This is a genomic window from Methanoregula sp. (assembly GCF_049510175.1).
Classification (GTDB): Archaea; Halobacteriota; Methanomicrobia; order Methanomicrobiales; family Methanospirillaceae; genus Methanoregula.
Genome location: NZ_JBEKZF010000003.1, coordinates 128,457 through 141,586 on the forward strand (window position 1 = coordinate 128,457; position 13,130 = coordinate 141,586).

Sequence of the window (13,130 nt, forward strand, 5' to 3'; positions counted from 1 at the left end):
GATCACTCATTGGCGGGCAGGAATAAAAAAAGGTGAGTCTGTACCAGTATACAAATCAGAAGAGTGTGATTGTTACGCCATAGACTTTCTGGATGGTCTCTGCGTGGATCCGGAAGCAGTCTTGTTCAGTAATCCGGCCGGATAAAACGAGCTTGTTGGTATACCGGGGCACTGATTTCGGGCCGATCACGGCACCCGGCCGGGTATTTTCATCCATGTAGTCACTCTCCATGGTGAAGGGTCTTCCCCTGCGCACCAGATCCGGGATTGCTTCATGCCGTGCAATCAGCGACGGGTGCAGCGGCGTATCAGGAGACCCGTAGTGTTTGACGACCCTTTCAACCGGGACTTTGGCATGACGGGCCATGTCTGCAATGTCACTGCAGGGCCCGGTCTCGGCATGCACCTGGAGGGCGCACCCGCAGTCTGCGGCACGGGTGAGGGCATGCATGAGTATGTCGTTCGATGCGGCCAGCAGTGCCGGACTCACGTCATAATGCGGCCGCCCGCTTTTCAGGGCAACGGCTTTTCCTTCCTGGACATACCGGGCGGCACAATCGATTCCGCCTTTCATAATCTCGACAGCATCCATGAGCGGCATGCGTTCCGTAAGCCGGGTAATCTCGGCGGGATGGACGCCAAGCACGGGAAATGCGACTACCCCCGTCTCCGCGATCAGCGCGGCGATACGGATCGTCTCGTCGAATACCTTGGCATAATCTGCACCGGATGAAGGGTTGACGGACAATGACCAGGACGGTTTTGAAACCAGGAACAGATGCGTGCCCCCGGCCCGGGAAAAGTCCTTTACGGCTTCGATGCCGCGGCCGTTGACCGGATCGATATGGATATGATCATCGGTCACGGGATAGGTTCTGGATTTCATGGCATTCCACAATTTTCATCAGGGGGTATCCCTGTTCCGGTGCGAGGCGCGCCCGGCAGTAGGCAAACCCGACCCGGGTCACGATCTCCACATCGAACATCATGCCGGACAGTTCGCTGTACCCGAACCTGTTCTCCGTCATCAGGCTGCGATCAAACCTGACGGTGATCTCTTCAACGAACGGCTGGAGGATGACCGCCCGCTCAATTGCCGTCTCGACACTCCCCGCGGATACCCGGGAGATGGGAGTCCCCACCCACTGGTGGTAGAGTGCACCGAGCTTGATCCCGGCTTCAAACACTACCTGTTCCCGGTCGCTTGTCATAATCCCCTACCTAGATCAACTGGATGATCCCCGATTTCGGTTCCATGGCTTCCCCGTGACGGAGGAGCATGTCGACCCCTTCTTTTACCTTGTCCCGCGCGAACCCTTTTGCGCTGACTGCATCGATCACCTGGTCAATGCCGGCCCGGCGGCCTTCCCCGCCGATATCCCGGATCGCATCCTTGATGACCCGCACGATATCGCGTTTCTCCTTGGAGATGCCGGTGACGACCTTGTCGATATCGAAGGTGCCGGTCTTTGCATCGTACGCAATCTGCCGCAGGCAGGCATCGACAATATGGATAACACGCTCCGCATCGCTGACCTCGATCGTATCCGAGAGGCGGATACGCGCACTTGCCTCCGCGAGCCGGACGAGTGCTTCGAGCTGACGGGCGGTCACCGGCACCGGTTTGTTGGGCGCTGCAATACCTCTGAGTTTCAGGTAATACCCGACAATTGCTTCCCTCGCTTCTGAAGAAAGCATCGGGAAACAGGAACGTTTTGCATACGCCACGTATTTCCGGAAGAGGCTGGGATCGATATCCGGCATGACCGGTGCGAGCTGTTGCTGGATATATTCGTCCGTAACGCCGGGACTGGGGGTCTTCTTGTGCTGCGCGATCAGTTCCCCCGTGCTGTGCGCCTTGAGGATGTGCTCCGCGATGGCCAGGTCCCGTTTCTGTTCCGGCTGGTCGGTCATGATGAAGATCAGGTCAAACCGCGAGAGCAGCGAGGGGGGCATGTTGATCTGGTCGGAGATGTCCCCGAACATGTCAAACCGGCCGTACTTCGGGTTTGCCGCGCCGAGCAGGGCGCACCTTGACTTGAGGGTCGCCGTGATCCCCGCCTTTGCAACGCTGATCGATTGTTGTTCCATTGCTTCGTGCAGGGCGGACCGGTCCCCTTTCTCCATCTTGTCCATCTCGTCAACCGCCGCAACTCCCATGTCGGCGAGAACAAGCGCACCGGCTTCGAGTGTCCACCGGCCTTCCCCGAACTCGTCCTTGACTGCGGTAGCGGTCAGCCCGGCAGCGGTCGAAGACTGGCCGCTCGTATAGATCGCACGGGGGGAGAGTTTCACGACATACCGCAGCAACTGGCTTTTTGCGATACCCGGGTCCCCTATAAGCAGGACGTGGATATCGCCCCTGAGGTGAGTGCCGTCCGGCATCTCTTTTGAAATCCCGCCGAACAGCTGCAGCGCGATTGCCTGCTTCACATCCTCGCTGCCGTAAATGGTGGGGGCGATCGAATGGGTGATCATCCGGTAGATCATCGGGTCTTTGCTCAGTCTCCGGATCTCGTCCTCTGCCTTCTCATCGATCTCGACCTCCTCGAATTCCTTCTCTGCTATCTCAATAGAATTGCATTCAAGGAAAATGTCAAAAACGGTGCTCTTCTCGCCTTTGACGATCCGCTGCATCGAGCGCAGAATGCCATTGATGATGACGCGGTCACCGGGTGCCACCTTGCCGGAAAGGTCGTCAGTAACATCGATATCAAGCGTCTGTGGCTGCTCGCCCCCGCGCAGGCCCTCCGGGGACTCCTGTATCCTCAGTTTCTGCGAATCCACGAATTTTGATCTCTTGGGCATGAGATCAAGCTTCTTGAAGGTGCAGCCATCCGTAGCACATCCGTCCGGTTCGATGAATTTCCCGTACTTCTGCTGTTTTACGGTAAAGTGGCCTGCAGGACAGCGGAACACCGCGTCCACGATCCGGGGCCTGACTTCCGTTGTCTTACGGAGGATGCCCTCCACGGAAACGAACTGGTTCATATCCTCAGACCTGATATTGCGGATCCCGGTCTTCCGTGGGAGATTGGTAAACCGGATGTTGATGCCCCTGGGTTCTTTCCCGTCCTTGGTCCGGACCAGCTGGCTGTTCTTTACCGCGTCCCAGACATCCTCAAGCACCTTTCCGGGGTTTTCCAGGAGCTCGTCGGCAAGCGCGATACCTGCCTTACCGAACCGCTCGACATCCCGGTAGTCGATGTAGAGCGATCGCTTGTGGGGGTATTCACGGGACAGTTCCCCCAGTTCTTTTTTATATTTGCTTTTGAGCAACCGGCTCCAGTCCCCGGTCTTGTCACTCTCATGAAGATCAGATCCCGTGTCCATGTTCCCCCCCGTTACCGGTCATTCTGCGAGGAGAGCACAAACCGTGCGATCAGTGCTTCCATCTGGATATCGCTGTTCGCCCCTTCTGAAAGCCGGAAATCCGCTTCTCCCAGATGATCGATCAGTTTCACCTTAAGCCCTCGCTCCATATCCCGTTTTACGAGAGCACGGTAACACTGGTTGATCAGCTCGTTGGGAGCGATCCCCCGCTCATGGAGGAGGTGCGTGAGGAGAAATTCAGCCCCGTCAAAATCTCCTTTGAGTGACAGGGAGAGCAGTTCATTGATCTCGTCAGGTCGTGCAGTAGAGGTGATCGAATAGACTCTCTTCTCGTCAATGGTGGGACTGATAATGGCAGCACCCTGCACTGCGTTGATTGCCTTGCGCATATCACCCTGCGCGATGTAGACAATCGCCTCCATGGCTTCATTGGTGATCGTGAGCCCTTCCCGGTTTGCGATGCGGCGGATCTCTTCCCTGATTGCATCCGGCCCAAGAGGCTTGAACCGGTATATGGCACACCGGCTCTGGATGGGATCAATAATTTTTGAGGAATAATTGCAGGAAAGGATGAACCGGCAGGTCTGTGCATAGCTTTCCATCGTGCGCCGGAGTGCAGCCTGTGCGTCTGTAGTGAGGGCATCTGCTTCATCGAGGAAGAGGATCTTGAACGTTGCATCCCCGAGAGGCGTCGTCCGGGCAAACTGCTTGATCTGGTTGCGCACCACGTCAATCCCCCGCTCGTCCGAGGCGTTCAGCTCGCGGAAATTCATCTGCCAGGAATCCTTAAAGAATTCACGGGCAAGGGTTACTGCGGCAGTGGTCTTGCCTACCCCGGCACTGCCGGTAAAAAGGAGGTGGGGGAGATTGCCGCTTCTGACATAGGATGACAACCTTTCGACTATCTCGTCCTGTCCAACGATATCAGCAAGTTTTTGCGGCCGGTATTTCTCGATCCAGATCGTGTGGGTCTCATCCATGTTTTATCATCCCGATGCCAGAGAGGATTCTTATTCTTGTGTGGATAGTATTGGTCTCCATAACCATGAGAACTCTTGTACGTACAGCCAGAATTATCTGCTTTGACTAATGAATGTCATAACGTTTATCATAATGGTTCTGAAATTACTTTTCATGCAAGGAAAATATATTTTATCCGCTTTTGTCGTAATTCTTCTGGTCTGCATGCCCGCGGCGGCTATAACCAACAAGATTGCCGCCGGTGCTCCGGTCTTTGTCGGTGAGAACAACCTCAATATCGCATCGGCAATAGGTGACTGTCATGTGATTGCCTGGTGGCCCGATGAGGGCAATATGTCCGGACCTGCAGCAACAAACCTAACGGTCAAACGGTTGAACGAAGCGAATGACCTGATCACTCACTTCAATGTCAGCCCCCAGATCTTTGACGGTTACACCGGCAACTGGTACTGTGAGGACAAGAAACCAACCTTTGTTGTTTTAACGGTACTTGAACCTCAACTATCTATCAAAGTGTGGGATGTCGATAATAACAAGGATGTCAGCGGACTTTCTGTGCCTGTTTCGACAAATGTGACGTATCGGGTTGATACGAATCTGTACCAGGCATTGGGCTATTATAATCGGACGGACCTGACTCCTGCCGATGGCTTTTTTACCATCCAGCTGACGGATCCCTACGGCAAACAGATCTCTAATATTTATACCAGCAGTGTCGGTGCGGCAAGTACGCAGATCCTCATCTTTGACAGCACTCCGTTCATCACTACTCCGACCTATCTCGGGAAAAACATGAATGACTGGAACCACCTTTCCCGTGATGCCAGCGGCAGTTTTCTCTATCCGCCAGGAATCTATACATTCACTCTAACCCAGAACCTCGATCACATGCAGGATTCGTATACATCGGCTGGTGTCAGCGGTTCTAACGGAAAGACTACCTCATCGGCAAGCGTCATGTTCCTGCCGCCGCCAGTATTGACTCCGGCACCAACGCTCCAGCAGGGAAACGTCACAACCTTACCGATAACCGCCCAACCTTCAGTGACCGAATCAGTATCAACCATGCCGACAACTGCACCCGTTGCCACTAAGACGACATACGCGCCACTGCCGGAATGGATCGCCGTCATTGGTCTGTTGATTGCCCTGATCTGTGTTGCACGATCGAGATCGTAATCTCCTTTAATCGTACTCTTTTTTCACACCGTTTTATAGGGAAAGAGCCGCATATCAAGTCTGGAGATCTGTATGAAATTCCGCAGAATTCTTGCATTATTGTTCATTATGCTCATACTCGTCCTGCCGGCCCTTGCTGCGGACTCCACCGAGCCGATCAATTCAGCCGGTGCGTTATACACGAAAAGCGTTGATCTGGCAAATGAGGGAAAATACCAGGAAGCCCTCAATGCCACGGACGAAGCCCTTGCAATGAACGTCACGTCGTTGACCGGTCTCATCCAGTCCAACCGCGCGGGAATCCTCGTGATGCTGAACCGCAATAACGAGGCGATCACCGCCGCCGATGCCGCGATCGCCGTGGAAGGGAACCTGACGACCGTTCATTCCATTGCGTGGTACAATAAAGGCAATGCACTCAGGGCCCTTGGGAGAATCAGCGAAGCTAAAACTGCCTATGACAACGCCCACTCACTTGACAATACCCTCGTCCCACCGGATCTGAGTGGAGATATCCCTGTTTCACCCACAACGAAGTCCCCGCTTTCCATCCTGCCGGTGCTTGCAGCACTGGGAACTGTCATCGGTCTCTTTGCCGGTTTCAGGAAAAAATAAATTTCAAATCATTTTCACGGTTCTCATCTTTAATGAAGAACCTGCCAGCCGGTTCCTGTATCCGGCGGTGCACACTCAATTCCGGACAACCTGCGGATGAGATCCCTTTTTGTTCCTGACTATATCTTGAATATCTCCACTTAACAATTGTATAAAGGATCATGGAAGGTGCAGCCAGGGTGTTTGCCGGGGAATTTGGCCAGTCTACGCTCTTAGTTGCTGCAGAAGAACCCGGTACTCCGGGATATGTGGTCACTCCCGGTGGAGCCTGGTGCCGGCAGATGTATCTTGCCGGCGCATTGACCGAGACCGTGGAGAACGGGGACATGCTCCGCTGCCGGATCGCCGATCCCACCGGTGCATTCGATGTTGTGGCAGGTGGCAGGAATGCCACACTTGTACAAACATTCCGGAAAATTCCTGTTCCTTCATTTGTAGGAATTAACGGATATGCCCAGATGTACCGGAAAAACGGGAGCGTGGTGCTCTCTGTTCGCCCGGAGCATGTGCAGGTACTGGATCGGGCAGTTCGCGATCAAATAGTCCTCATTGCCGCTGAATACACCCTGCGCCGCCTTGAGCAGGTACGCCTTGCTCTTGAGGGTGCCTGTTCAGACAACCAGATCCTCCGCGCCACCCGTCATTACTCAATGACCAAACCGCGGGTCCTTGAACTTGCCCGCATGGTGGAAGGTGCGGTGCAGAGCGTCCGCTCTCAGGAGTCCCCGTTACCTGCGGAAAAACCGGATGTGCGCTCTGTTGTGCTGGAACATTTGCAGAATGCGAGCGGACCACGGGGAGTTGCAATCGAGGAGATTATCGAACTGTTGTCGATCAGGGGCCTGCGGAAGGAAGACGTACTTGCGGCACTTGAATCGCTCATCCGCGATGACGAGTGCTACCAGCCCCAGAAAGGATATGTCAAGCCATTATGAACCTGGAATTCATTCGTGATGGCCCGGCGTTCGTGATTGAAGGGAAACAGCGCCTGCTCATCGTTGCCGACCTGCATTTCGGGATCGAGGCGGACCTTGCTGCCCACGGGCTGCATTTCAGGAGCCGTAGCGCGGAACGACTTGAACGGCTGATGAGAGTTATTGAGGGTGCCGACCCGGACGCGCTCGTTCTTCTGGGGGATATCAAGCACAGTATCCCGTCGCTCACCCGCCAGGAGTATTATGAAATGCCCGGCATCATTGAAACCCTGCGATCCCGGGTGCCCCTTATTGTTTTTCCCGGGAATCATGACGTCGGTATTGAGCGTTTTGTCCGTGCTTCCGAACTCCGGCCCCGGGACGGAGCAGTTATCGATGGGGTAGGCTACCTGCACGGGCATATGTATCCCTCACCGGACCTCTACGGGCATCTCATCGTCATCGGGCACCACCACCCCCTCCTCTCCCTCAGGGACGAAGTCGGATGCGCACTGCAGGAACCGGCATACATCCGGGCCGGTCTGGACAGCGGAGCACGGGTGACGCAGGAATCCCCGGCGCCGGAAGGCTCTACCCGGTTATTGTTCATGCCGGCATTCAACGAACTGGCCGGGTATGACATCACTCAGATTGTCAAAAACCCCTTTTCACCCCTCTCGCGGTACATGAATGCGGAAGAAGCAGAGATCATCCTTGCCGACGGGACGTATATCGGCCCCCTGAGCTCACTCGATCACGATGAAGACGATTGAACTCCTCGATCCCCGGGTCAGGGCATGTATCAGGAAGCGCGGGTTTACAGCGCTGTCCGATGCCCAGCAACAGGCGATTCCCCTCCTCCTTGGAGGGAACCATATCATCCTCATCGCGCCGACAGGTACCGGCAAGACCGAGAGTGCGATGTTTCCGGTCTTCAATGGCCTGCTCTCACTCCCGGCCGGGGGCGGTTTCAAGGCGATCTACATCACGCCCCTCCGATCGCTGAACCGTGACATTCTCTCCCGTATGCAGTGGTGGTGCGCTGAACTCGGTCTTACGGTGGGCGTACGGCATGGAGACACTTCAATGGCTGAACGGCGGAAACAGGCCTTGTCCCCTCCGGACCTCCTGATCACGACGCCCGAAACCTTCCAGGCATTGTTCATGGGAAAACGGCTCCGCAAGCATCTTGCCCATGTACGGTACGTTATTGTCGATGAGATCCATGAACTTGCCGGCAGCAAGCGCGGCGCTCAGCTCGCGGTCGGGCTGGAGCGGCTCCATGTTTACGCAGGCGATTTCCAGAGGATCGGCCTCTCTGCAACCGTGGGAAACCCGGAAGATATCGCGGCGTACCTCTGCGGGTCCCGGCCGTTTGCCATCGTGCAGGTCCCGGTGGCAAAACAGCTGGAGTTATCAGTCCAGTATGTCGGGGACGACTTCCGGCACCAGACCGAAGTCCTCGCAAGACTCCTGAAACGAAAAGGATCAACCCTCGTCTTTGTCAACACCCGCGTGACGGCTGAAGCACTGGGGCACGCTCTCTTCTCACACGGGGATGTTGAGGTGCACCACGGGTCGCTGTCGAAGGAAGTCAGGATCGATGCGGAAGAGCGCTTCAAGCGCGGAGAGATCCGGACCCTTATCTGTACTTCATCGATGGAACTGGGCATTGATATCGGCCGGGTCGATCACGTCATCCAGTTTGGCTCCCCCCGGGAGGTTGCACGCCTTGTCCAGCGGGTGGGCCGGGCTGGTCACCAGCTGAATACGATCTCCCGGGGCACTATCCTCGCCACCGGGTTCGATGACCTCCTTGAATCGCTCGTCATCGCAAGAAAGGCCCGTGCCAACGAGATCGAGCGTGTTGTTCCTCACCGGCATGCAGCGGATGTCCTTGCGAACCAGGTGGCGGCAATTGCGGTTGAATATGGGGAGATCGAACGGACAAAGATACAGGAGATCTGCGAGCGGACATCGTTGTTTCCTGCCTGTGGTGCGCTCCTTGACGATGTCTGCCACCAGCTGGAGGAACACCGCCTGATACGTATCGACGGGAGCCGGATCATCACAACCGCACGCGCACGTCGTTACCTGGCCGGGAACCTCTCGATGATCCATGATGAGCGAAAGGTGCCGATCTTTGACATGGTCTCCCGGCGCAACGTCGGCACGCTCGATGAATCCTTTGTCGTGGGCTGGGTGCACACCGGTGTTGTCTTCATCACCAAGGGTCAGCTCTGGCGTGTCCTGGAGATTGCTGATGGCCGGCTCACAGTTGAGCCTGCGAAAAAGGCAGTCGGTGAACTTCCCTCCTGGGAAGGGGAGCAGATCCCGGTGCCGTTTTCCGTTGCACGGGAAGTCGGCGGGATGCGCAGGACACGGACCATCGCTGATTATACTCATGAAAAGGTCAGCATCACGTACGCCGAAACATTTCTCCGTGAAATGGACAAGAACCGTGCTCTCGTTCCCACCGATGAGCTCATCACGCTCGAAAATATTAAAGACGGTGTTGTCTGCAATGTCTGTGCCGGCCACAAGGCGAACGAAGCGCTTGGGCGTGTCCTCTCGATCCTCATCTCCGCCCGCTACGGGACAACGGTCGGGCTCGAACTGGATGCCTACCGCATGTTCCTGCGCCTCCCATCATCCATCCGTGCTGCGGACGTGAGGGACATCCTCCTCTCGCTTGACCCCGCCTGCATGCCCGGCGTTCTCCGTCTTGCCCTTAAACGGACGGCGCTTTTTAAGTGGAAACTGGTCCAGATCGCAAAGAAGTTCGGGGCAATCGATCCGGATGCCGATTACGAAAGGATCAGTATCCAGCGCCTGCTTGAGTTCTTTGACAACACCGTTGTCCAGCATGAGGCATACCGGGAACTACTCTCGGAATATATGGATATCGATACTGCCGCGGCGATTGTCAGCCTCATCCGCAAAGGGACCATCCATGTGGCACTTGGCCCGCACTCACTGATCGGGGCAGGAGGTCTCCTCTCCTCCCGTGACCAGATCCCGCCCCCGACAGCGGACGGAGCAGTGCTTGCCACCCTGAAACGCAGGCTCAACCAGGATGATGTGCTATTGGCCTGCATGAACTGCCGGAACTGGAAGAGCCGGACGGTCGTCTCGCGGGTGGATGAGCACCCGCAGTGCCCGAAGTGCGGTGCGCGTCTTATCGCGGCTCTTAAACCTTATGAAGAGGAGCAGTATGCACTCATGAAAAAACAGCGGAAGACTGCAGGGGAGCGGGCGATCGAGCAGCGTCTCCTGCGCAACGCCAATATTGTGCTGTCGAGCGGGAAGAAGGCAGTTATTGCTCTCTCGGCCCGTGGTGTCGGGCCCGAGAACGCCTCGCGCATCCTTGCCACGCTGACCGAAGGGGATGCGTTCTATCGCGAGATCCTCAAGGCCGAACGGACCTTTGTCCAGACCCACCGCTACTGGGCTTAGAGATCTTGGGGGAATGCTGACAAAAAAGAAAAATCCGGATGGGGATTACATTATACTCTCGAGCTTCTGCTCGAGAAAGTCGAGGCCTTTCTTGATATCCTCAACGGTCTTGCCACCCGTGAGGATGATCTTTCCGGAAGAGAAGAGAAGTGCGACGATCTTGGGGTCCTTGATGCGGTAGACAAGGCCCGGGAATTGTTCCGGCTCGTATTCGATGTTCTCAAGATTCAGGGTGATAACCACCTTGTTGAGGTTGATGTATTTGCCGATATCGTACGAACAGACAATATTGGTGACTGCCACTTTGGGCTCCTTGAGGGTGTCCACACCGGCTCCCTTGAGGGACTTGATGATGATCGCAAGGCCGTCAGCGAGCGCCTTCTTATCACGGATACCGGTCAGCACAACCTTACCCGATGAAAAGATCAGGGATGCGATCTTCGGGTTCTCGATGCGGTAGACCGCTCCCGGAAACCGTTTTGTGTTGAGTTCGCAGCTCTTTATCTTGCTGGATACATCAGCAAGGTTAATGGAATTGGCGATGACGCCGGAAGCTACGATGTTCTCAATTTTTAATGAAGCGTACTTTTTATCAGCCATCCACTATACTATGCTGTGCCCTGAATCATAATACTAATGGAGAACCTTTATGTTCCCACGCTCCCGCCCCCTATTCCGACGGAATACCCTTCATGAAACCGTGCAGTCCCCTATATTCCTGCGGACGGATCTGACGCCCTCTTGCAACTTCCTGCAGCTCACGTCTGGATAAAATGGGACGGGCCGGACAAAAAGCGCAGATTGAAAAAGGTCCGGATAAAACATTGTTTCCGATTCTATGAAAAAGACCGTGTATGGGACGGACAGTTACGAGAAGATGTGCGAACGTTTCGCTATCGAGGTCCCGGAATATTACAACTTCGGGTTTGATGTGATTGACGCGTGGGCAAAGAAGGATCGCAACAAACTCGCACTGATCTGGGTAAACCAGCAGGGTAAAGAGAAGAAATACAGTTTTCTTGACCTTGCCAACCTCTCCAACAAGGCGGCAAATATCCTCCTGAAATACGGCATCAACAAGGGAGACCGGGTCCTTGTCATGCTCCCGCGGATCCCGGAGTGGTGGATCTTTGCCATCGCATTAATCAAGCTCGGGGCGGTATTCGCACCCTGCCCGACCATGCTCACTCCCCGTGACATCAAGTACCGGGTCAACAAGGGAAAGTTCCGGATGATCATCACGGACCTGGATAATTCCTCAAAAGTGGAGGAGATCTGCAACGAGTGCCCGACCTTAACCTCGCGCTTCCTTGCTGATGGCGAACTGGCGGGATGGGCGAGTTTTCCCTACGAGCTGCTCTACCCGGCACCGGTCTCCCACCGCTCAGTAAGCATCCCGGATGACCTGAAAACAAAAAGCACCGACCCGATGCTGATCTATTTTACCTCCGGTACCACCGGTGAGCCCAAGATGGTGCTGCACAACCACGGGTACCCGCTGGGGCATATCGTGACCGCTCGTCTTTGGCAGGATATCCGGCACAATGACCTGCATTTCACGGTTTCCGATACCGGCTGGGCGAAATGTGCATGGGGCAAGATCTTCGGCCAGTGGATCGAAGGGGCCTGTATCTTTGTCTACAATTTCACCGGGAAATTCCAGGCAACCGAAGTCCTCCCCCTGCTGGAAAAATACCAGATCACCACCTTCTGCTGCCCGCCTACAATCTACCGGATGCTGATCCTGGCCGATCTGGAGAAATTCGACCTGTCCTCCCTGCGCCACTGCACCAGTGCCGGGGAACCTCTCAATCCCGAGGTGATCCGGGTCTGGAAGGAAGGGACCGGTCTCACCATCTGTGAAGGATATGGACAATCTGAAACCGCCTGCTGTGTTGCCGCATTCCCGATGATCGAACCACGGCCCGGCTCGATGGGAAAACCCTCCCCGGGATGGAAGATCCAGGTGCATGATGACAACGGGAAACCGGTGGGCGTCCATGAGGAGGGCCGGCTCGCTATCAGCTGCAAACCCCGTCCTCCCGGCCTGTTCGTTGAATACCTCGATAATCCTGAAGAGAACAAAAAATCGTTTGTGAACGGCTGGTATTATACCGGTGACAAGGTCTACTACGATGATGACGGGTATTTCTGGTTTGTCGGGCGTGACGATGACGTGATCAAGAGTTCCGGTTACCGGATCGGCCCGTTTGAAGTCGAGAGTGCCCTGCTGGAGCACCCCGCGGTGCAGGAAGCGGCAGTGGTCGGATCACCCGATCGTATCCGTGGCGTGATCGTCAAGGCGTTTGTTGTTCTGAATAACGGGTACGACCCGTCGGAATCGCTTGTCCGGGAGATCAAGACGTATGTCAAACGTATCACCGCACCGTATAAATATCCCCGTGAAATTGAATTTGTCAAAGAGCTTCCCAAGACCATCTCCGGCAAGATCAAACGCAGCGATCTACGGGCTGCCGAACTGAAAAAATATCTCGGCCCTAAATAACTGCACCTCATTTTTTCAGGCTTATCAAACCTTGTGCACCACACGGCGACTCTCACCGGAAACGGTTGGTATTACATGCATACAGCAACTGTGATGTGGTGCACAAGCAATCGAAAAATGTAATAAGTGCACCACTAAATGGATCT

At 55.2% G+C, this 13,130-nt stretch carries 11 protein-coding genes; 6 read left to right on the top strand and 5 right to left on the bottom strand.

What is annotated here, in order from left to right; translation table 11 throughout:
• Positions 1 to 55 precede the first annotated feature (55 nt).
• Genes ABSG49_RS06325 through ABSG49_RS06340 form a run of 4 tightly spaced genes read right to left on the bottom strand, consistent with a single transcriptional unit; the run spans position 56 to position 4,313 of the window.
• Positions 56 to 886, bottom strand: a complete 831-nt coding sequence (locus tag ABSG49_RS06325; RefSeq protein WP_424025274.1) for a TatD family hydrolase — start codon at positions 884 to 886, stop codon at positions 56 to 58.
• A complete protein-coding gene (locus ABSG49_RS06330; RefSeq protein WP_424025275.1) occupies positions 855 to 1,211 on the bottom strand; it encodes a dihydroneopterin aldolase family protein in 357 nt (118 codons plus the stop codon). Before ABSG49_RS06330 ends, ABSG49_RS06325 begins: the two co-directional genes overlap by 32 nt.
• A gap of 10 nt (positions 1,212 to 1,221) precedes the next feature.
• A complete protein-coding gene (locus tag ABSG49_RS06335; protein ID WP_424025276.1) occupies positions 1,222 to 3,333 on the bottom strand; it encodes a minichromosome maintenance protein MCM in 2,112 nt (703 codons plus the stop codon).
• Between the two features lie 11 nt (positions 3,334 to 3,344).
• Positions 3,345 to 4,313: a replication factor C small subunit gene (locus ABSG49_RS06340; RefSeq protein ID WP_424025277.1), complete on the bottom strand. Its 969-nt coding sequence runs from the start codon at positions 4,311 to 4,313 to the stop codon at positions 3,345 to 3,347.
• A 154-nt stretch (positions 4,314 to 4,467) separates the two neighbouring features.
• Between ABSG49_RS06340 and ABSG49_RS06345 the strand changes: the two genes are divergently transcribed.
• The 5 genes from ABSG49_RS06345 (at position 4,468) to ABSG49_RS06365 (ending at position 10,478) form a co-directional block, all read left to right on the top strand.
• Complete coding sequence (locus ABSG49_RS06345; RefSeq protein WP_424025278.1) at positions 4,468 to 5,493, top strand: DUF3821 domain-containing protein; 1,026 nt, start codon at positions 4,468 to 4,470, stop codon at positions 5,491 to 5,493.
• 72 nt (positions 5,494 to 5,565) lie between these two features.
• Entirely contained in the window at positions 5,566 to 6,108 is a 543-nt protein-coding gene (locus ABSG49_RS06350) for a tetratricopeptide repeat protein (protein ID WP_424025279.1), read from the top strand.
• A gap of 161 nt (positions 6,109 to 6,269) precedes the next feature.
• Entirely contained in the window at positions 6,270 to 7,043 is a 774-nt protein-coding gene (locus ABSG49_RS06355; RefSeq protein ID WP_424025280.1) for a hypothetical protein, read from the top strand.
• On the top strand, positions 7,040 to 7,795 hold the full coding sequence (locus ABSG49_RS06360) for a metallophosphoesterase (RefSeq protein ID WP_424025281.1): 756 nt from the start codon (positions 7,040 to 7,042) through the stop codon (positions 7,793 to 7,795). The genes ABSG49_RS06355 and ABSG49_RS06360 overlap by 4 nt, the downstream gene beginning before the upstream one ends.
• Positions 7,782 to 10,478: a DEAD/DEAH box helicase gene (locus tag ABSG49_RS06365; protein ID WP_424025282.1), complete on the top strand. Its 2,697-nt coding sequence runs from the start codon at positions 7,782 to 7,784 to the stop codon at positions 10,476 to 10,478. The genes ABSG49_RS06360 and ABSG49_RS06365 overlap by 14 nt, the downstream gene beginning before the upstream one ends.
• A gap of 45 nt (positions 10,479 to 10,523) precedes the next feature.
• Here ABSG49_RS06365 and ABSG49_RS06370 read toward each other — a convergent pair whose 3' ends face one another.
• On the bottom strand, positions 10,524 to 11,078 hold the full coding sequence (locus tag ABSG49_RS06370) for a TATA-box-binding protein (protein WP_424025283.1): 555 nt from the start codon (positions 11,076 to 11,078) through the stop codon (positions 10,524 to 10,526).
• 238 nt (positions 11,079 to 11,316) lie between these two features.
• Here ABSG49_RS06370 and ABSG49_RS06375 point away from each other — a divergent pair, with 238 nt between their 5' ends.
• Positions 11,317 to 12,984: an AMP-binding protein gene (locus tag ABSG49_RS06375; RefSeq protein WP_424025284.1), complete on the top strand. Its 1,668-nt coding sequence runs from the start codon at positions 11,317 to 11,319 to the stop codon at positions 12,982 to 12,984.
• Positions 12,985 to 13,130: the final 146 nt, after the last annotated feature.